Genomic DNA, 19,284 nt, shown 5'->3' on the forward strand with positions numbered 1-19,284 from the left:
GTGATTGCTATGAATCCGCCACCTCGGCGCGGGCCGGAGCGACCGCCGCCGCCGGTCGTCCCATCCGCCAGACGCTGGGGACCGCGAGCGTCGCGAGGGCGATCGCGCCGTAGACCGCGCCGGACGCGATCAGCACGGTGGCCGGATCGGCCTGGGTGATCAGCCAGCCGTACACGAGCGTGCCGATCGGCATCACCACGAAGCTGCCCAGCATGTCGTAGCTGGCGACGCGCGAGAGCTTCTCGCCGGGCACGTTCTCCATCATCGCGAGGTTCCAGCCCGTCGCGAACACCTCGGCTCCGGCCCCCGCGAGGAACGCGGCCATCGCCAGCAGCACCACCCCGGGATGCACGCCGAGCACGGTGAGCGGGATCGCGAACGCGGCCATCCCGATCATCCCGTAGCGCAGCGGACGCCGCAGCGGCACCCACATCAGCAGCAGCGTCATCAGCAGCACGCCGACGCCCTCCGCGCTGAGCACCCACCCCCAGCCGGTGATGCCGAGCCGGTCGTCGTTCTTCGCGATGTAGGGCCCCACCACCCCCCACGCCCCGACGTGGATCGCGTTCATGATCATGAAGGCCAGCACGATGGTCCACAGCCAACTGCGGCTCCAGAACTCGTGCCACCCGATCCGCAGGTCGTGGAACATCGTGGTGCCGCCCTCCGCGGCGGGCGGAGGCAGCTTCACGAGCGCGAGGACCGGGATCGCGACCAGCCAGCCCGCAGCCTGCACCACCATGGCCCACGCGGGGCCGGCGGCCGCGACCACGACACCCGCGATCACCGGTCCGCCGATCGTGACGGCCGACCGCACGAACGACAGCATCGCGTTCGCCTGCTGCAGGTGCTCCGGGGTGGTCAGCTGCGGGATGATGCCCTGCATCGCCGGGAGCACGAACGCGGTGGAGGCGCCGTTGACCACCGACAGGATCGCCAGCAGGGGGACCGTCGCGGTGCCGGTGAAGAGCAGGGCCGCCATCGCGCCGATCGACAGGATGTCGACGACGTAGCAGGACTGGATGATGAGCGCGCGCGGCAGGCGGTCGGCGATGACCCCGCCGAACAGCACGAACACGATGTTGCTGACGGTGAACGCGGCCAGCACGATCGACAGCGACCGGGCGTCGTTGTCGATCTCCAGCACCGCGAAGGCCAGCGCGATCGACGACATCGAGCCGGTGATCATCGTGATCGCCCGCGCCAGGAAGAACCAGCGGAAGTTGCGGTCCTGCATCGCCGCGAGACCGCGGATCATCGGGACGCCTCGCTGCTGTGCACCGAGTCATCCTGCCACGGATCACGCGGCGCGGCGGGTCAGTAGCTGGAGCGCGGTGTGCCGTCCGTGCCGATGAAGCGCGTGGCCAGGGCCTCGGACGCCCGGGCGAGCAGCGCCACGTCGGCGCCCACCGCCACGAAGTCCGCGCCCGCCGCGAGGTAGGCGTCGGCCGCGGCGGGGTCGAACGCGTTCACGCCCACCGGCTTCCCGGCGTCGTGCACGGCCGTGAACACCCGTTCCACCGCGGCGACGACGTCGGGATGCGTCTGCTGGCCGAGCAGCCCCATCGACGCGGACAGGTCGGACGGGCCGACGAACACGGCATCGACGCCGTCGACCGCCGCGATGTCGGCCGCGGCCTCCACCCCCGCGGTCGTCTCGATCTGCACCGTGAGCGAGGTGTGCTGCGCCGACTCCTGCAGGTACCGCTCGACGCGGTTCCACCGGGCGCTGCGGGCCAGGGCGCTGCCGACACCGCGCACCCCCTCCGGCGGGTAGCGGGTCGCGGACACGGCGGCCCGGGCCTCCTCGGCGGACGACACCATCGGCACGATCAGATTCTGCGCGCCGAGGTCGAGGATCTGCTTCAGCGCGACCGCGTCGTTGAAGGGAGCTCGCACGAGCGGGGTGACCGGGTACGCCGCGACCGCCTGGAGCTGGAGGAGCACCGACTCGAGCGTGTTGGCAGAGTGCTCCATGTCGATCAGGAGCCAGTCCAGGCCGGAGCCCGCGGCCACCTCGGCGAGCAGCGGGCTGCCGGAGCACACCCACATCCCCACGAACGGCCGGTCGGACTCCGCGAGCTGTGCGCGGAACGACGGGGCTAGACGAAGCGGCATGTGATGGTTCCCATCGGTCCGTAGTCGCACAGCACCTCGTCGCCGCGCGACACCCACATCGGGCGCGTGAACGATCCTGCCAGGATGATCTCGCCAGGCTCCAGCCGCGCGCCGTGCTGGTGGAACTTGTTCGCGAGCCACGCGACGCCGGTGGCGGGGTGCCCGAGGACGCCGGCGGCCACGCCCGTCTCCTCGATCTCGCCGTTGCGCGACAGCACACCGGGCACCCAGCGCAGATCGATCTCATCGGGGCGCTTGCGCACGGTCCCCAGCACCATCGCCCCGTAGGCGGCGTTGTCGCTGATCGTGTCGACGATCGTGCGGCCCTCCAGCTCGATGTGCGAGTTGAGCACCTCCAGCGCGGGGACCGCGTAGTCGATCGCGGCCAGGGCGTCGTCCAGCGTGCAGTCCGGACCCTCCAGGGGTTCCTTCAGCACGAAGGCGAGCTCGACCTCGATGCGCACGTTCGAGAAGTGCGCGGTCGGGATCTCGGCGCCGGACTCGTAGACGGTGTCGTCGAACATGACGCCGTAGTCGGGCTCGGTGATGCCCGTCGCCTGCTGCATGGCCTTCGAGGTCAGCCCGATCTTGCGGCCCACCAGTCGGCGCCCCGCCGCGACCTGCGAGTCGCGCCACACACCCTGGATCGCGTACGAGTCCTCGACGGTGGCCTCCGGGTACCGCGCGGTGATGCGCGGGATCACGCCGTGCGTGCGGTCGGCCTCGGCGAGCTCCGCCGCGATCTGCGCGATCGTCTCCTCAGACAGCATCCGTGCCCCCTAGAGCTGGTGGCCCAGCTTGTACTCGCCCTGCTTGTACTCGGGCATCGAGCCCTCGCCCTCGTCGGCGCGCGTGTACGAGAAGCCGTCGGCGCCGATCGTGACCGCCATCTCGCTGGAGTCCGTGCGGGCGACGACCGGCTGCGGGTTGCCGTCGAGGTCGAGCACGAGCGACGCGTCGGTGTACCAGGACGGCACGACCGGGGTGCCCCACCAGTCGCGGCGCTGGTTGTCGTGCACGTCCCACGTGACCACGGGGTTGTCGGGGTCGCCCGTGTAGTAGTCCTGCGTGTAGATCTCGACGCGGTGGCCGTCGGGGTCGCGCAGGTAGAGGTAGAACGCGTTGGAGACGCCGTGACGGCCGGGGCCCCGCTCGATCGCGTCGGAGCGGCGGAGCGCGCCGAGCTTGTCGCAGATCGCGAGGATGTTGTGCTTCTCGTGCGTCGCGAAGGCGACGTGGTGCATGCGCGGGCCGTCACCGCCGGTCGCGGCGGTGTCGTGCACGGTGGGCTTGCGGCGCATCCACGCGGCGTACACGGTGCCCTCGTCGTCCTGGATGTCCTCCGTCACGCGGAAGCCGAGGTCCTGGTAGTGGCGCACGGCGCGCGGCACGTCGGGGGTGACCTGGTTGAAGTGGTCGAGGCGCACGAGCTCACCCGGGGTGTGCAGGTCGTACCGCCAGGACAGGCGCTCGACGTGGTCGGTGGCGAAGAAGAACTCGTACGGGAAGCCGAGCGGGTCGACCACGCGCACGGAGTCGCCGATGCCCTTCACAAACCCGTCCTCCTTGCGGCGCACGTCGCAGCCGAGCTCGGTGTAGAACTCCACGGCGCGGTCGAGGTCCTCGGCCGAACGCACCCGGTACGAGAACGCGGCCACCGCGGCGATCGGGCCCTGGCGCAGCACCAGGTTGTGGTGGATGAACTCCTCGGTGGAGCGCAGGTAGATGGCCTCGTCGTCCTCCTCGGTCACGTACAGGCCGAGGATGTCGACGTAGAACTGGCGCGAGGCGGCCAGGTCGGTCACCACGAGCTCCATGTACGCGCAGCGCAGGATGTCGGGCGGGGTGCTCTTCGGCGTCGCGACGGGGTTGTCGGACTCGATCGGAGCCTCCTGGCTCACGTAGTACCCCGAGGAGGTCAGCGTCTTCTTGGTCTTGTCGGTCATGTCAGCGTCCTTGCTCGTGCGACGGGTGTCAGTTCTTGCCGAAGGTCGGGTTGTGGGGCGTGGAGGCGAGCGTGATGTGCACGCTCTGCTGGTCGGTGTAGAAGTCGATCGAGCGGTAGCCGCCCTCGTGGCCGAGGCCCGACGCCTTCACCCCGCCGAACGGGGTGCGCAGGTCGCGCACGTTGTTGCTGTTCAGCCACACCATGCCCGCCTCGACCGACTGCGCGAACGTGTGCGCGCGCTTGAGGTCGTTGGTCCAGATGTACGCCGCGAGCCCGTACTTGGTGTTGTTCGCGAGCGCGAGCGCCTCCTCGTCGGAGTCGAACGGGGTGATGGCGACCACCGGGCCGAAGATCTCCTCCTGGAAGATGCGGGCGTCGGGGGAGACATCGGCGAACACGGTCGGCGCGACGAAGTTGCCCTCCTCGAAGCCCTCGGGGCGGCCGCCACCGGCGACCAGACGCCCCTCGGACTTGCCGATCTCGACGTAGCTCATCACCTTGTCATAGTGCTCGGGGTGAACCAGCGCGCCGACCTCGGTCGCGGGGTCGTGCGGGTAGCCCACCTTCACGCGCTTCGCCTGGGCGGCGTAGCGCTCCACGAACTCGTCGTAGATCGACCGCTCGACGATGATGCGCGACCCGGCGGTGCAGCGCTCGCCGTTGAGGGAGAAGACGCCGAAGATGGTCGCGTCGACCGCGGCCTCCAGGTCGGCGTCGGCGAACACCACGGCGGGCGACTTGCCGCCGAGCTCCATCGACAGTCCCTTGAGGAACGGAGCGGCGTTGCCGAAGATGATCTGCCCGGTGCGGCTCTCGCCCGTGAACGAGATGAGCGGCACGTCGGGGTGCTTCACGAGGGCGTCACCCGCGTCTTCACCCAGGCCGTTGACGAGGTTGAACACGCCCTGCGGCAGCCCGGCCTCCTCGAAGATGCCCGCCCACAGCGAGGCGGACAGCGGCGTGAACTCGGCCGGCTTCAGCACGACCGTGTTGCCGGTCGCGAGCGCGGGACCCAGCTTCCACGACTCGAGCATGAACGGCGTGTTCCACGGGGTGATGAGCCCGGCGACGCCGATCGGCTTGCGGTTGACGTAGTTCATCTGCTTGCCGGGCACCTTGAACGCGTCGTCGGCCTGCGCCACGATCAGGTCGGCGAAGAAGCGGAAGTTCTCGGCGGCGCGGCGGGCCTGACCCAGCGCCTGCGTGATCGGCAGACCCGAGTCGTACGACTCCAGCTCGGCGAGGCGGGCGTCGCGCGACTCGACGATGTCGGCGATGCGGTGCAGAACGCGCGAGCGCTCGCGGGGGAGCATGCGCGGCCAGGGCCCCTCGTCGAACGCGCGCTTGGCGGCGGCGACGGCGAGGTCGATGTCGGCCTTCTTGCCGGCGGCGGCCGTGGTGTAGGTCTGGTTCGTCACCGGGTCGAGCACGTCGAACGTGTCGCCGTCGACCGAGTCGACGAAGGAGCCGTCGATGTAATGCTGGATGTGGTCGGGCAGGTCGGCGGGGATGCGGGAGTCGGTCATGATGCTTCTCCTTCGGCGGGGACGGAACGGGTGTGCAGCGCATCGAGGAACGCGTCCCTCGTGCGCCAGCGGTGGTTGCGGGCGGCGAGCTCGATCTCCAGCGGCTCGGCGCCGTCGCGGATCAGCTCGAGGATCTGGGCGTGCTCGTCCACGGAGTGGTGCGCACGGCCGGGCACGTAGGCGAACGTGGAGTCACGGATGCCGGACAGCCGGGCCCAGCCGCGGTGCACGAGGTCGAGCAGGTGCGGGTTGGGGCACGGCTCGAACAGCACCGAGTGGAACTGGCGGTTCAGCTCCGTGAACGCGTGCGGGTCGAAGTGGTCGAGCAGCCGGGCCATGCGGTCGTTGACCTCGGCGGCCTCGGCGAGGGCGTCGGCGTCGAGCAGGGGAGCGGACAGCGCGGTCGCCGCGCCCTCCACCAGCCCGAGCGTCTGCATCGTGTGGGCGTACTCGCCCTCGTCGACGAGGGTCACCCGGGCGCCCACGTTCCGCTCGAACGTCACCAGCCCCTCGGCCTCCAGTCGGCGGATGGCCTCGCGCACCGGCACCACGCTCATGCCCAGCTCGTCGGCGATCGGGCCGAGCACCAGACGGTAGCCAGGGCCGTAGGTGTGCGCGGAGATGCGCGAGCGGATCCAGGCGTACGCCTGCTCCGACTTGCTCGCGCTCTCGACCGTGCTCACCGCTGGTCCTTCCCGGCCCCGGTGGCCTGCTCGTAGCGGGCGCGCCACTCGGCGTTCAGCGGGAAGAGACCGTCGACCGGGTGGCCGGCGGCGACCTGCTCGGCGATCCAGGCGTCCTCGACCTCCTGCGCGATCGCGTCGGCGGCGACCTCGGCCGCCAGAGCCGGCGGGATCACGATCACACCGTCGCCGTCGCCCACGATGATGTCGCCGGGCTGCACGGTCGCGCCGCCGCACGAGATGGTCACATCGACGTCCCACGGCACGTGCTTGCGGCCGAGCACCGAGGGGTGCGCGCCCTGCGAGAACACGGGGAGCCCGATCTCGGCGACCGCGTCGAAGTCGCGCACGCCGCCGTCGGTCACGACGCCCGCGGCCCCGCGATTCTGCGCCCGCAGCGCGAGGATGTCGCCCAGCGTGCCGGTGGTGGCGTCGCCCCGGGCCTCGATCACGATGACCTCGCCCTCGGCGACCGCGTCGAACGCGCGCTTCTGGGCGTTGTATCCGCCGCCGTGCGAACGGAACAGGTCTTCGCGGAACGGCACGAAGCGCAGCGTCTTCGCGGTGCCGACGATCTTGGTGCCGGGGAGGTTCGCCGAGACGCCGTCGATGAAGCAGGAGTGGTGGCCGCGCTTGCGCAGCTGAGCCGACAGCCCGGCGGTCGGAGCCTCGAGCAGCTGGGCGCGCAGCTCGGGCGTGAGCGTGGGTGTGTCCTCTTCCGGCGGCAGGCCCGCCTCCTCGCGGGAGCCCCAGGCCTCGGTGCGCTGCAGGTCGTCGACGGCGGGAAGGGAGCCGAGGTCGCCGTCGAACGGCACCTCGCCCTGCGTCACCGTGGTCACCAGGCGGCCGGAGCTCGGAGCGCCGGGCGCGTCCGGCGCGTCGACCTCGACCTCGACCACGTCGCCCGGCACGATCACGGACGAGCCCGCCGGGGTGCCGGTGAGGATCACGTCGCCGGGCTCGAGGGTGAAGTGCTGCGACAGGTCGGCGACGAGCTGGGCGAGCGGGAAGATCAGTCCGGCGGTGGTGTCGTCCTGCCGGAGCTCGCCGTTGACCCAGGTGCGCACGCGGAGAGCGGCGGGATCGACCGTGCGGGCGTCGATGAGCTCGGGGCCCAGGGGCGTGTAGCCGTCGCCGCCCTTGGAGCGGACGTTGGAGCCCTTGTCGTTCGCGCGCAGGTCGTACAGGCCCAGGTCGTTCGACGCGGTGACCGCGCCGACGTGGTCCCACGCATCGGCGAGCGAGACGTGGCGCGCCGCGGTGCCGATCACGAGAGCGATCTCGCCCTCGAAGGCGAGCAGCTCCGTGCCGGCCGGGCGCTCGACCGTGCCGCCGGAGACGCCGACCGAGCTGGCGGGCTTGAAGAAGTAGGAGGGAGCGGCGGGGCGGCGGCCGCGCTGGTCGGCGCGGGACGCGTAGCTCAGGTGGATCGCGATGATCTTGCCGGGGCGGGTGATGGGTTCCGTCACGGGGGCGCCTCCTCGCGCTCGGTGCATGTCGTGCCGGACGCGTTGTGCGTCGTATCCGAAATCATATATCATCGTGTCACCCCTCGGCAAGCACATCGGATTCACGTCCGCGCACGCCGTGACAATGCGGTCACAAGCAAAGGAGACACCCCATGAGCGGGCAGTCACAGGATGGGTTCACGCCCACCGGAACCATCGCGACGGCGGCCGATCGGCGCCGCGTCGTGTTCGCCACCGTCGTCGGGACCACCGTCGAGTGGTACGACTTCTTCATCTACGCCACGGCGGTCGGGCTCGTCTTCGGACAGCTCTTCTTCGCGCCGCTCGGCGCCAACAGCGCCCTGGTCGGCTTCGCCACGGTCGGCGTCAGCTTCCTGTTCCGTCCGCTCGGCGCGTTCCTCGCCGGCCACTTCGGCGACAAGCTCGGGCGCAAGGCCGTGCTCATGTGGACGCTCATCCTCATGGGCGCCGCGACCGCGCTGATCGGTGTACTGCCGACCTACGAGACCATCGGCGTGATAGCACCGATCCTGCTCGTGCTGCTGCGTATCGTGCAGGGCATCTCGGCCGGTGGCGAGTGGGGCGGCGCAGTGCTGATGGCCGTCGAGCACGCCCCGCGCAAGAAGCGCGGCATCTTCGGCGCCTCGCCGCAGATCGGTGTGCCGCTCGGACTGCTGCTCGCCTCCGGCGTCATGGCGCTCATGACGGCGATCGCCCCCGGCGACCAGTTCCTCGCGTGGGGCTGGCGCGTGCCGTTCCTGCTCAGCGTGGTGCTGATCCTCGTCGGCTACTACGTGCGCCGCCGCGTGGAGGAGAGCCCGGTCTTCGCCGAGCTCGCCGAGCGCAAGGAGAAGGCGAAGATGCCCATCGTGCAGCTGTTCCGCAAGCACGCGCTGCTCGTGATCATCGCGGCGCTCGTCTTCGCCGGCAACAACGCGGTCGGCTACATGACCACGGGCGGCTACATCCAGGGTTACGCCACCAACCCGGAGGGCCCGATCGGTCTCGAGCGCGGACCCGTGCTGTGGGCCGTCACCGGCTCGGCGGTCACCTGGCTGCTCACGACGCTGCTGGCGGGCTGGGTGTCGGACCGCCTCGGCCGTCGCACCACCTACCTCATCGGCTGGGTGCTGCAGCTGGTCGGCGTGTTCACGCTCTTCCCGCTCGTGAACACCGGCGAGATCGGCCTGCTGTTCGCCGGGCTCGCGATCCTCACGATCGGGCTCGGCTTCACGTACGGCCCGCAGGCCGCGCTCTACACCGAGCTGTTCCCGGCGAGCATCCGCTTCTCCGGCGTCTCGATCTCGTACGCGATCGGGGCCATCGCGGGCGGCGCGTTCGCGCCCCTGATCGCCACCGCGATCGTCGCGGAGACCGGTTCGACCGCGGGCGTCACCTGGTACCTCGTGGGCATGACCCTGCTGGGTCTGATCGCGACGCTCCTGCTGCGAGACCGCTCCGGCATCCCGCTGGGGCCGGATCACGAGGAGGAGCAGGCGGTCAGCCCGATCCGCGGTCTCGCGAAGGCCTGACGCCGAGGATCGATCCTGCGGGCGCCCCGTTGCCGGACGGCGACGGGGCGCCCGTTCGCATGGCCGGTGCGGTGCGCCCTCTCGCGCGTGCCCGGTGCCGTGCGCCCTCTCGCGCGTGCCCGGTGCCGTGCGTTCTCGCTCGCGCGCGCGGTGCCGTGCGTTCTCCCTCGCGCGCCGGTGCCGTGCGTTCTCCCTCGCGGGGCGAGGGCGCCATCGCGCGCCGGTGCGCGGCGATCGATCCGAGGATGCGGCGGGCGTGAGCCCCGGGTGGGATCAGCCGTCGAGGGCCTCGCGGATCACGGCGGCGGAGCGTTGCAGGCGGGCGGCGATGTCGGCGTCGTCGAGGTCGGTCGCCACGTGCACGACGGCGATCGCGCACGGGCGCTGCCCGCGCAGCACCAGCGGCACGGCGACGGCCTGCACGGTGGGGATGACCTCGTCGTGGCTCGTGGCGTACCCGCGCTCCGCGGCGGCCTCGACCTCGCGTCGCAGCGCGGGGGAGATGCCGTCCGGCCGCTCGGTGACCGGGAGCTGCGCCAGGATCGCCTTGCCGGGGGCGCCCACCGTCACCGGGTGCCGGGCGCCGGGGCGCTGAGCGACGCTGGCCACCGCGTGCCGCGGCTCGACGCTCGCGAGGGTGATGCAGTCGGTGCCGTCGAGCACCGCGAGGAAGCACGTCATGCCGAGCTCGTTGGCGATCGCGGTGAGCTCGGGCAGCGCCTCGGCCTGCAGGTCGTGCGCCACGCCGGCGGCGAGGGCGGCCATGCGTGCGCCGAGGCTGACGGCGCCCGCCGCGTCGCGGTTGACGAGCCCGTGGTCCTCCAGGGTGCGCAGGAGGCGGTAGGCGATCGAGCGGTGCACGTCGAGCCGCGCGGCGATCTCGTCGATCGTGAGCGCATGGCGTGCGTCGGACAGCACCTCCAGGATGCGGATCCCGCGGCTGAGCGTCTGCGAGGCGGGCGCGGCGGTCGGGCTCTCGGACATGCGGCTCCTTGCGGCGCGCGCGGCGCCGGTTTAGGCTGTGTTCAATAGTAGAACGGTGTGTTCGAATATAGAACACGCTCGTCTCGGACGCAAGACCCCGCAGCACCCGACAGCGACACCCGACAGCGACGTCCGGAAGGAATCGACGACGATGCAGTTCCACCACCACGGCTACGTGTCCGGAGACCCCCGCGTGCAGGACGCCGCGGGGATCGGCACCGACCGCCCCGCCGACCTCCCCGACGAGATCGACGTGCTCATCGTCGGGTCCGGCCCCGCCGGTATGCTCCTCGCGGCACAGATGTCGCAGTACCCCGACGTCTCCACGCGCCTCATCGAGAAGCGCGAGGGGCGACTCGTGCTCGGCCAGGCCGACGGCATCCAGCCGCGCAGCGTCGAGACCTTCCAGGCGTTCGGGTTCGCCGAGCGCATCATCGCCGAGGCCTACAACATCGGCTGGATGAACTTCTGGGGTCCCGACCCCGAGCACCGCGATCGCATCGTGCGCACCTCCCGCACCGCCGACTACGCCTACGACATCTGCGAGTTCCCGCACCTGATCGTCAACCAGGCGCGCGTGCTCGACTACTTCGCCGAGGCCGCGGCGAACGGGCCGGGCCGCATCACGCCCGACTACGGCGTGGAGTTCACGGGGCTCACCGTGCACGACGAGGGCGAGTACCCCGTCGAGGTCGGGATCCGCTACCTCGCGGGCGACCGCGCCGGCGAGGAGCGCACGATCCGCGCGAAGTACGTCGCCGGCTGCGACGGCGCCCGCAGCGGTGTGCGCCAGGCGATCGGCCGCACGCACGTCGGCGCCAGCGCCGCCCACGCCTGGGGCGTCATGGACGTGCTGGTCAACACCGACTTCCCGGACTGGCGCACCAAGTGCGCCATCAACTCGGCCGCGGGCAACATCCTCCACATCCCGCGCGAGGGCGGCTACCTCAGCCGGATGTACATCGATCTGGGAGAGGTCGCCGCCGACGACGACCACCGCGTGCGCCAGACGCCCATCGAGGAGATCATCCGCAGGGCGAACGAGATCCTGCACCCCTACACGCTCGACGTGCGCGAGGTCGCCTGGCACAGCGTCTACGAGGTCGGGCACCGCGTGACCGACGGCTTCGACGACGTGGACGAGGGCGAGTCGCGGACGCCGCACGTGTTCCTCACCGGCGACGCCTGCCACACGCACAGCGCCAAGGCCGGCCAGGGCATGAACGTCTCGATGCAGGACGGCTTCAACCTCGGCTGGAAGCTCGGCTCCGTGCTCACCGGCCGCGCGCCCGAGTCCCTGCTCGCCACGTACGGCGCCGAGCGGCGGCCCGTCGCGCAGCAGCTGATCGACTTCGACCGCGAGTGGTCGAGCCTCATGGCGCGCAAGCCCGAGGAGATCTCCGACCCGAACGACCTGGCCACGTACTACCTCGCGACGGCCGAGTTCCCCTCCGGGTTCATGACGCAGTACACGGGCTCCATGATCACGGGCACCGACGCGCACCAGGAGCTCGCGGTCGGGTATCCGCTGGGCAAGCGCTTCAAGTCCGCCGAGGTCGTGCGGGTCGGGGACGGCAACGTCGTGCACCTCGGACACCACGCGAAGGCCGACGGCCGGTGGCGCGTCTACGCCTTCGGCGACCGGACGGGCGAGGCGCTCACGGCCTGGGCCGAGGCCGCGGCACCCGTGTTCGCGCGGTTCACCCCGGCCGACGGCGACGAGGACGCGGTGTTCGACGTGAAGGCCGTGTACCCGCAGCCGTTCGAGGAGGTCGAGGTGACCTCTGCCCCCGCGCTGTTCCAGCCGAAGACGGGTCCCCTCGGGCTCACCGACTGGGAGAAGGTGTACGCCGCCGGTCCCAGCAAGTGGTGCGCGACGGACATCTTCGAGGCGCGCGAGCTGTCCCGCGACGGCGTCGTGGTCGTGGTGCGCCCCGACCAGTACGTGGCCGCGATCTTCCCGCTCGACGGGGTGGCGGAGCTCGAGGGCTTCCTGGAGGGCGCCTTCCTCCCCGCGCGCTGAGGTCCGCCGCATGACACGTGTCATGTCGAGGAGATGACACCGGGCTCCGGCGCCGCGGCCGGGCGGACGCGAGGCTGGAGGCATGAACGACACCTCTGCGGGCGCGACGGCGATGCGGGTCGCCTCTCGCCCGGCACCCGGACCCGACACCGAACCCGCGGCCGCTCCCGCGGACGCCCCGATCGTGCTGGAGCTGCGCGACGTGCGCCGACACTACGGCTCGGGAGACCGCCGCGTGCAGGCCGTCGACGGCGTGGACCTGTCGATCCGCCGCGGAGAGGTCGTCGCACTGCTCGGGCCCAACGGCGCGGGCAAGACCACGACGCTCGACATGCTGCTCGGCCTCACGGCCCCGAGCAGCGGGACGGTGCAGGTCCTCGGCATGACCCCGGAGCGGGCGACCGCGAGCGGAGCGATCGGCGCGGTGCTGCAGACCGGCGGGCTGCTGGGCGACCTCACCGTCGGCGAGACCGTGCGCCTCATCGCCTCGCTGCACGGCGGAGAGGCGATCGCGCGGGTGGGCGACGTGATGGCCAGGGCCGACCTCACGCGCCTCGCGCGCCGCCGGGTCGCGAAGTGCTCGGGGGGAGAGCAGCAACGCGTGAAGTTCGCCCTCGCGATGGTGTCCGACCCGGACATCCTCGTGCTGGACGAGCCGACCGCGGGGATGGACGTCACCGCGCGCCGGCACTTCTGGGACGTGATGCGTGCCGACGCGGACGCCGGGCGCACGATCGTGTTCGCCACGCACTACCTGGAGGAGGCGGAGCAGTTCGCCCGCCGCACCGTCGTGATGCACCGGGGCACCGTCGTCGCCGACGCCCCCACCGCCCTGCTGCGCGCGAGCCTGGGGGAGCGCACGGTCGCCGCGACCGTCGCGCCGGGGACCGCGGAGGCGCTCCTCGCCGCGGTGGCCGCCGCCGAGGGCGTGACCGGGGTGCGCCAGGACGGGGACCGCCTCAGCCTGCGCGCGACCGACTCCGACGCGGCCGCCCGGATCCTGCTCGACGGCGGTGCGCACGACCTGGAGATCGCCGCGCCCACGCTCGAGACCGCCTTCACCGCTCTCACGGAGGACTGACCATGCTCGTCTCACCCACCATGCTGCGCATCGAAGGCGTCCGCCAGCTGCGCAACCCGTACACCCTCGCGTTCACCCTGGCGATGCCCGTCGCCATGTATCTGCTCTTCGGGGCGGGCATGGGCTACGGCACCCTGTCCGCGGGGAACGGCAACGTCTCCTTCTACGTCATGACGTCGATGGCCGCCTACGGCACGGCGGTCGCGATGAGCTCGCTCACGTCTCTCGCCGCCACCGAGGCCAAGCAGGGGTGGGGGCGCCAGCTGGCGATGACCCCGCTCACCACAGCGGGGTACGCGCTCACGAAGCTGCTGACCGCGGTGTCGTTCGCGGCTCTGGCCCTCGTGGCCGTGTTCGTCGCCGGCATGCTCACCGGCGCAGAGGTCGAGGACGGGTGGCGCTGGGCCGCGACCGCCGGCATCATCCTCGGCATCGGCCTCATGTACGGGCTCTTCGGTCTCGGTGTCGGCCTGTTCTTCAGCTCCGACTCGGCCGCCGCCCTCGCGTCCATCTCGATGACGTTCTTCGCGTTCTTCGGCAACGTGTTCATGCCGCTCGACGGGGTGATGCTCGACATCGCCCGCTTCACGCCGCTCTACGGCTTCGTCGCGCTGAGCCGCTGGCCGCTCACCGAGGGCGTGCTGACGACCGGGCAGACCGACCCGCTGTGGATGCTCTTCCTCAACGTGGCCGTGTGGCTCGCGGTGTTCGCGGTGCTGGTCGCGATGGGCATGCGGCGCTCCCGGGCGCGGCAGTGACCCGCGCCGGCCGACAGTAGGTTGGACGGATGACGCAGCGCACGCAGCGGGAGCGCTCCGGCAGCCCCCGAGCCTCCCGCGACGCCCTCCGGTCCGGCGCGGCCGGAGCTCCGGTCGCGTCGCCGCCTCCCGGCGCCGCGGACCGCTCCGGGAAGGAGCCGTGGGCACGGTTCGGATGGCTGATGGCCGTCATCTGGCTCGTGTTCCTGGTGTACCCGGTGATCGCCCTGCTGCACTCGACCGCACCGCTCGGGTGGGTCGTCACCGGCTGGGTGGCGCTCGTCGCCTTCATCGTCCTGTACGTCACGGGGTTCCTGCACGGCATGCGCGGCGGCGGAGGGCTCGGGCGGCCCCCGACGCCGCGCCAGTGGATCACCTTCGCGCTGCTCATCGCGTGCGCACTCGTGACCGTGCCGGCGGTCGGCGGTTCGGCGCTGAGCTTCCTTCCGTTCATCATGTCGTTCGCGTCGTACGGCCTCACCCGGCTGTGGCACTGGATCGCGACCGTGGCGGCGGTCGTGGTCGCCGCGGGGTGCGTGCTGCTCATCCCCGGCAACCTGACGTACGCGTCGGTCCTGGCGATCGTGGCGCTGCTCGGGGTCGTCAACACGGTGTCGACCTGGCTGATCCTGCGCTCTGCCGAGGCGGAGCGCCTCGGACTGGAGCTGGCGACGAGCGAGGGGCGCGAGGCGGTCGCACGCGACGTGCACGACCTCATCGGCCACTCGCTGACCGTCGTCGGCCTCAAGGCCCAGCTCGCGCGACGCCTGATGGACACGGACCCCGAGCGGGCGCGGGCCGAGCTCGCCGACATCGAGCGCCTGACCGCGGAAGCCATCGCGGGCGTGCGGCAGACCGTCTCGGGGGCGCGTGCGACCACGCTGATCGAGCAGCTCGCCGCGACGGGGGACTCCCTGCGCGCGGCCGACATCCGGCTCGAGACCACGGGCGGGCCCGAGGCGCTCTCGCCCGCGCAGGCCATCACCGCGAGCTGGATCCTTCGCGAGGCGACCACGAATGTCCTGCGTCACGCGCGGGCGGACACGGTTCGGGTGCTGTTCGCGCCGGGGCGGGTGGTCGTGGAGGACGACGGCCTTGGCTGCGCCTCCCGCGCCGTCGACGGCAACGGCGTCCGCGGGATGCGCGAGCGCGCCGCGGCCGCGGGAGCGTCGTTCTCGATCGGACCCGCGGGGGCGTCGGGCACGCGGGTGGAGGTGACGTGGTGAACGCGGACACGGGAGCGGGCGACAGCATCCGGCTGCTGATCGCGGACGATCAGGCTCTCGTGCGCGGCGCGCTCGCGGCCCTGCTCGACCTGGAGGCCGACCTGACCGTGAGCGGCATGGCGTCGGACGGAGCGGAGGCGGTGCGGCTGGCGGCCGAGGTGCGTCCCGACGTGTGCCTGATGGACATCCAGATGCCGGGCGTGGACGGGGTCGAGGCGACGCGGCGGATTCGTGAGGTCAGCCCGGGCACGCGGGTGCTCGTGGTGACCACGTTCGCCAGGCCCGGCTACCTGCGGTCGGCCCTCGACGCGGGCGCGAGCGGCTTCATCGTGAAGGACACTCCCGCGGAGGATCTCGCCGAGGCCGTGCGCCGCGTGCACTCCGGGCTGCGGGTGCTCGACCCCGCGCTCGCCGAGGAGAGCCTGTTCGACGGGGCGAATCCCCTCAGCGACAGGGAGCGACAGGTGCTGCGGCTCGCCGCGGACGGCCGATCCGCCGCCGCCATCGCCGCGGAGGTCTTCCTGTCGGCGGGCACGGTGCGCAACCATCTGTCGGCTGCGATCGGCAAGACCGGTGCGGTCAACCGGGCGCAGGCGGTGCGCATCGCCTCGGACAAGGGCTGGATCTGACGCGGACCCTGCCGCGGCGGTGGCGGGTGTCGGTGCCCCGGCGTACCGTGAGCCGCGACGGGCGAGGGAGCCCGGACAGGAGGAGTGCGTGATGGAGTGGAAGATCGAGCTCATCTTCGTGCCCGTGTCGGACGTCGACCGGTCGAAGGAGTTCTACGAGAGGGTCGGCTTCCACGCCGACTGGGACCACACGCCGACGGAGGGGCTGCGGTTCGTGCAGATGACGCCGCCCGGGTCGGCCTGTTCGATCGCGTTCGGCACGGGCCTCGGCGTCGCGCTGGAGCCCGGGCAGCAGAACTCGATTCAGGTGGTCGTGCCGGATGCCGACGAGGCGCTGGCTCATCTGCGCGGTCTCGGCGTCGAGGCGCGCGGGGTGCAGGAGCTCGACTGGGGGCGGTTCGTGTCGTTCGACGACCCCGACGGCAACACCTGGACCCTGCAGGAGCTCCCGGACTACAGCGCGCAGGGCTGAGGGACACGCGCGTCTCGGCGCGTGCGCGGGTTCGCGTCGCGGGTACGGGACGTCCGGGCGGCCGACCCGTGCCGACGACAGCACGTCGAACGCTCGAAGCGCGCCGGGCGGGGAGAGGGCGTCACCCGATCCGCACCGCGCCGCCGGAGACGAGGATGCCGCCCGTCGCGGGCACGGCCACGCGCAGTTCGCTGGGGCGTCCGACATGGGCGCCCTGGCGGATGCGCACGCTGTCGCCGGGGAAGCCCTGGGCGCGCAGGTACGCGCCGACCGAGGCCGCCGCGGAACCCGTCGCCGGATCTTCCGTGATGCGCCCGACCGGGAACAGGTTGCGGGCCTCGATGTCGGCCGGATCCTCGGCGTGCAGCACGGTCACCGTGCCGAGCCAGCCCTGCTCGCGCATGAGGGCGGCGACCGCGGCCGGGGCGAAGCGGAACTGGTGGAACAGCTCACGGTCGGCGACGAAGACGATCGGGTGCCAGTTGCCCGCGAACGCCTCCCGCACGGGGAAGCGGGGGTCGACGTCGTCCGCGGTCATCCCGAGCAGTCCGAGCAGCCGGTCGCGCACCGCCGGGTCGAGGTCGCGCACCTGCGGCTCGACGCTCGTGAACGACACCGTCACCTGCCCGTCCGCGTCGGCGAACGACTCCATCGTCACGGCACCGGCGGCCGTCTCGAACACCACCGTGCCCGGGCCGTCGCGCTCCGCCAGCGCCACCGCCGTCGCCACCGTCGCGTGACCGCAGAAGGGGACCTCCGCGGCCGGCGACCAGTACCGCACCCGCAGCCGCGCCCCGTCATCGGAGGCGCCGGTCACGAACGCGGTCTCGGAGTACCCGACGTCGGCCGCGATCCGCTGCATCTCCGCATCGTCGAGGCCTCCGGCGTCGAGCACCACCCCCGCGGGGTTGCCGCCGTCCGGCGTCGCCGCGAACGCGCTGAAGCGGAGGATCTCGGGGGCATCCGTCATAGGGCGAGCCTAGCGGCGGGCCCGGTCAGGAGTTCACGCGGATGATCTCCTGCTGATACGGGGCGATCACGTCGCCGGAGATGCGCAGGTCGACGACGAGGAAGCGGCGCGTCGCCGGGTCCTCGGCGGTCCACGCGGCGAGCCGGTCGAGGTCGGCCAGCGTGCGCACCACGAGCCCCTCCGCCCCGACCGCGGCACCGAACGCCGCGAAGTCGACCTCGGGGATGCGCATCGGCGCCTCGGCGAGTCCCTTCAGGCCGTAGAGGTTGACCTCGGCGCCGTAGGCCGCGTCGTTCCACACGACCGCCAGCCCGCGGCCACCCGCGGCGCGGACGGCCGACTCCAGGTCGGCGATCGCCATCAGACCGCCACCGTCGCCCGAGGTCAGCACGATCGTGGAGTCCCGGCGGGCCAGGGCGGCGCCCACCACGCTCGGCCAGCCCTGACCGATCGACTGGAACGCCGTGCCGACCATCATCATGCGGTCGGGCGCCGCGACAGGCCAGTACATGTTCGCCCAGCCGATGAAGTGCCCGCCGTCCGACACCACCACACGGTCCTCCGGCAGCAACTCGGCGATGCGGCGCGCGGCCGAGCGGGGGTCGAGGCGTCCGTCTGGCGCGAGCTCGTCACCGGCGTCGTACGTGCGCGCGGCTGCGACATCGACGCTCTCGCGCCACGGACGGGCCGGCGTCGCGTGCTCCACCGCGGAGCGGGTGCCGGAGTGCCGGCTCTCGTCTCCGAGGTCGTCCCCGGCGGCCGGGGGAGTGGCGTCGGTGAGCCGTGTCACGAGCGCCTCGGCTGCGAGCCGCGCGTCGGCCCGCACGAACCCGCCGACGTGGGCGTGCGTCGCGGCCGGGGCGACGTCGATCTGGAACACCCGCGTGCCCGGGGCGAACAGCTCGCCGAACCGCATCGTGAACTGGTTGAGCGAGGCACCGAAGACCACGGCGACGTCGGCCGTGCGCACGAGCTGCATGGCCCCGTCGGCACCGAACCCGCCCGTCACGCCGAGGTCGTACCGCGACTCGGGGAAGACGCCGCGACCGAGGGCGGACGAGGCGGTGAGCGCACCGGTCAGGGCGGCCAGCTCGCCCAGGGCGGCGCCCGCTCCGGCGAGCCACGCGCCGCGGCCGGCGAGGAGGAACGGACGCTCGGCGCCGCGCAGCGCCTCCGCGATCTCGTCGAGCATGCCCTCCGCGAACTCGCCACGGGGCGCGAGGGGATCGGGCAGCCGCGGCGCGGGCGCCGCCGGGACGTCGCCGGCCTCCAGGGCCGCGACGTCGTAGGGGATCGCGAGCACGACCGGCACGCGGTAGGTCAGCGCGTGCTCCACCGCGATGACCGTGGTCGCCGCGGCGTCCGCGCGGCCGACGGTATAGGTGCGGGCGCCGACGGCCGAGGCGAGCGCGATCTGATCCACGTCCCACGGGCGGGGGCCCGACGTGGGCTCGTCGCCCACCACGAGCACGAGGGGGACGTGCGCCTGCACGGCCTCGGCCAGCGCCGTGATGGTGTTCGTGAAGCCTGCGCCATAGGTCGAGGTGCCGGCGGCGATGCGCCCGGAGGCGCGGAAGTGCGCGTCGGCGGCGACCACGGCGCCCTGCTCGTGCCGCACGGCCGTGAAGACGGCGTCGGTGTGCTTCTCGATCGCGTCGAGGAAGTAGGCGTTGCCGTTGCCCATCACCCCGAAGACGGCATCGACGTGCTGGGCGAGGGTGAGGGCGACGTGCGCGGAGACCGTGGGCATGGGGGTGCCTTTCGAGAGACAGGGACGGAGGGACTGCGGGATCCGTATGTGTCTCGCCTTCGCGACATCGCGAAGCGCTTCGTGCCTCTTTTTCAGGCACCGGCCGGGCCGGACC

At 72.0% G+C, this 19,284-nt stretch carries 17 protein-coding genes; 7 read left to right on the plus strand and 10 right to left on the minus strand.

Going from position 1 to position 19,284, the window contains the following annotated elements; all coding sequences use genetic code 11:
* Positions 1–7 precede the first annotated feature (7 nt).
* Genes ACWGQ1_RS12280 through ACWGQ1_RS12310 form a run of 7 tightly spaced genes read right to left on the minus strand, consistent with a single transcriptional unit; the run spans position 8 to position 7,771 of the window.
* Positions 8–1,258, minus strand: a complete 1,251-nt coding sequence (locus ACWGQ1_RS12280; protein WP_452313048.1) for an MFS transporter — start codon at positions 1,256–1,258, stop codon at positions 8–10.
* 59 nt (positions 1,259–1,317) lie between these two features.
* Positions 1,318–2,118, minus strand: coding sequence for an HpcH/HpaI aldolase family protein (locus ACWGQ1_RS12285; RefSeq protein ID WP_136036959.1), 801 nt, complete (start codon positions 2,116–2,118; stop codon positions 1,318–1,320).
* On the minus strand, positions 2,103–2,888 hold the full coding sequence (locus ACWGQ1_RS12290) for a fumarylacetoacetate hydrolase family protein (RefSeq protein ID WP_136033960.1): 786 nt from the start codon (positions 2,886–2,888) through the stop codon (positions 2,103–2,105). Before ACWGQ1_RS12290 ends, ACWGQ1_RS12285 begins: the two co-directional genes overlap by 16 nt.
* A 9-nt stretch (positions 2,889–2,897) precedes the next feature.
* Positions 2,898–4,064, minus strand: coding sequence for a 3,4-dihydroxyphenylacetate 2,3-dioxygenase (gene hpaD / locus ACWGQ1_RS12295; protein WP_136036961.1), 1,167 nt, complete (start codon positions 4,062–4,064; stop codon positions 2,898–2,900).
* A 28-nt stretch (positions 4,065–4,092) separates the two neighbouring features.
* Positions 4,093–5,592: a 5-carboxymethyl-2-hydroxymuconate semialdehyde dehydrogenase gene (gene hpaE / locus ACWGQ1_RS12300; RefSeq protein WP_136033965.1), complete on the minus strand. Its 1,500-nt coding sequence runs from the start codon at positions 5,590–5,592 to the stop codon at positions 4,093–4,095.
* The gene (locus ACWGQ1_RS12305; protein ID WP_136033966.1) at positions 5,589–6,275 is read right to left on the minus strand and encodes a GntR family transcriptional regulator; all 687 of its coding nucleotides are present in this window, start codon (positions 6,273–6,275) and stop codon (positions 5,589–5,591) included. Before ACWGQ1_RS12305 ends, hpaE begins: the two co-directional genes overlap by 4 nt.
* Positions 6,272–7,771, minus strand: a complete 1,500-nt coding sequence (locus tag ACWGQ1_RS12310) for a fumarylacetoacetate hydrolase family protein (protein ID WP_206251615.1) — start codon at positions 7,769–7,771, stop codon at positions 6,272–6,274. The genes ACWGQ1_RS12305 and ACWGQ1_RS12310 overlap by 4 nt, the downstream gene beginning before the upstream one ends.
* A 125-nt stretch (positions 7,772–7,896) precedes the next feature.
* Between ACWGQ1_RS12310 and ACWGQ1_RS12315 the strand changes: the two genes are divergently transcribed.
* Positions 7,897–9,276, plus strand: a complete 1,380-nt coding sequence (locus tag ACWGQ1_RS12315) for an MFS transporter (protein ID WP_452313049.1) — start codon at positions 7,897–7,899, stop codon at positions 9,274–9,276.
* 273 nt (positions 9,277–9,549) lie between these two features.
* On the opposite strand, the gene ACWGQ1_RS12320 is transcribed toward ACWGQ1_RS12315, so the two are convergent.
* The gene (locus ACWGQ1_RS12320; RefSeq protein WP_206251614.1) at positions 9,550–10,260 is read right to left on the minus strand and encodes an IclR family transcriptional regulator; all 711 of its coding nucleotides are present in this window, start codon (positions 10,258–10,260) and stop codon (positions 9,550–9,552) included.
* Positions 10,261–10,411: 151 nt separating this feature from the next.
* Here ACWGQ1_RS12320 and ACWGQ1_RS12325 point away from each other — a divergent pair, with 151 nt between their 5' ends.
* The 6 genes from ACWGQ1_RS12325 (at position 10,412) to ACWGQ1_RS12350 (ending at position 16,449) form a co-directional block, all read left to right on the plus strand.
* On the plus strand, positions 10,412–12,283 hold the full coding sequence (locus ACWGQ1_RS12325; RefSeq protein WP_452313050.1) for an FAD-dependent monooxygenase: 1,872 nt from the start codon (positions 10,412–10,414) through the stop codon (positions 12,281–12,283).
* An 82-nt stretch (positions 12,284–12,365) separates the two neighbouring features.
* On the plus strand, positions 12,366–13,364 hold the full coding sequence (locus tag ACWGQ1_RS12330; RefSeq protein WP_240745269.1) for an ABC transporter ATP-binding protein: 999 nt from the start codon (positions 12,366–12,368) through the stop codon (positions 13,362–13,364).
* 2 nt (positions 13,365–13,366) lie between these two features.
* Positions 13,367–14,122, plus strand: a complete 756-nt coding sequence (locus ACWGQ1_RS12335) for an ABC transporter permease (protein ID WP_136028501.1) — start codon at positions 13,367–13,369, stop codon at positions 14,120–14,122.
* Positions 14,123–14,151: 29 nt separating this feature from the next.
* Positions 14,152–15,348, plus strand: coding sequence for a histidine kinase (locus tag ACWGQ1_RS12340; protein ID WP_452313051.1), 1,197 nt, complete (start codon positions 14,152–14,154; stop codon positions 15,346–15,348).
* On the plus strand, positions 15,342–15,977 hold the full coding sequence (locus ACWGQ1_RS12345; RefSeq protein WP_136028503.1) for a response regulator transcription factor: 636 nt from the start codon (positions 15,342–15,344) through the stop codon (positions 15,975–15,977). The genes ACWGQ1_RS12340 and ACWGQ1_RS12345 overlap by 7 nt, the downstream gene beginning before the upstream one ends.
* A 91-nt stretch (positions 15,978–16,068) precedes the next feature.
* Positions 16,069–16,449 (plus strand): VOC family protein, encoded by a 381-nt coding sequence (locus ACWGQ1_RS12350; protein ID WP_136045970.1) that lies wholly within the window; start codon positions 16,069–16,071, stop codon positions 16,447–16,449.
* A gap of 121 nt (positions 16,450–16,570) precedes the next feature.
* Here ACWGQ1_RS12350 and ACWGQ1_RS12355 read toward each other — a convergent pair whose 3' ends face one another.
* Both ACWGQ1_RS12355 and ACWGQ1_RS12360 read right to left on the minus strand, forming a co-directional pair.
* Positions 16,571–17,419, minus strand: coding sequence for a PhzF family phenazine biosynthesis protein (locus ACWGQ1_RS12355; protein ID WP_247981371.1), 849 nt, complete (start codon positions 17,417–17,419; stop codon positions 16,571–16,573).
* Positions 17,420–17,444: 25 nt separating this feature from the next.
* On the minus strand, positions 17,445–19,169 hold the full coding sequence (locus ACWGQ1_RS12360; RefSeq protein ID WP_452313052.1) for a thiamine pyrophosphate-binding protein: 1,725 nt from the start codon (positions 19,167–19,169) through the stop codon (positions 17,445–17,447).
* Positions 19,170–19,284 lie beyond the last annotated feature (115 nt).

The sequence above is a fragment of the Microbacterium sp. NPDC055599 genome (assembly GCF_053618975.1).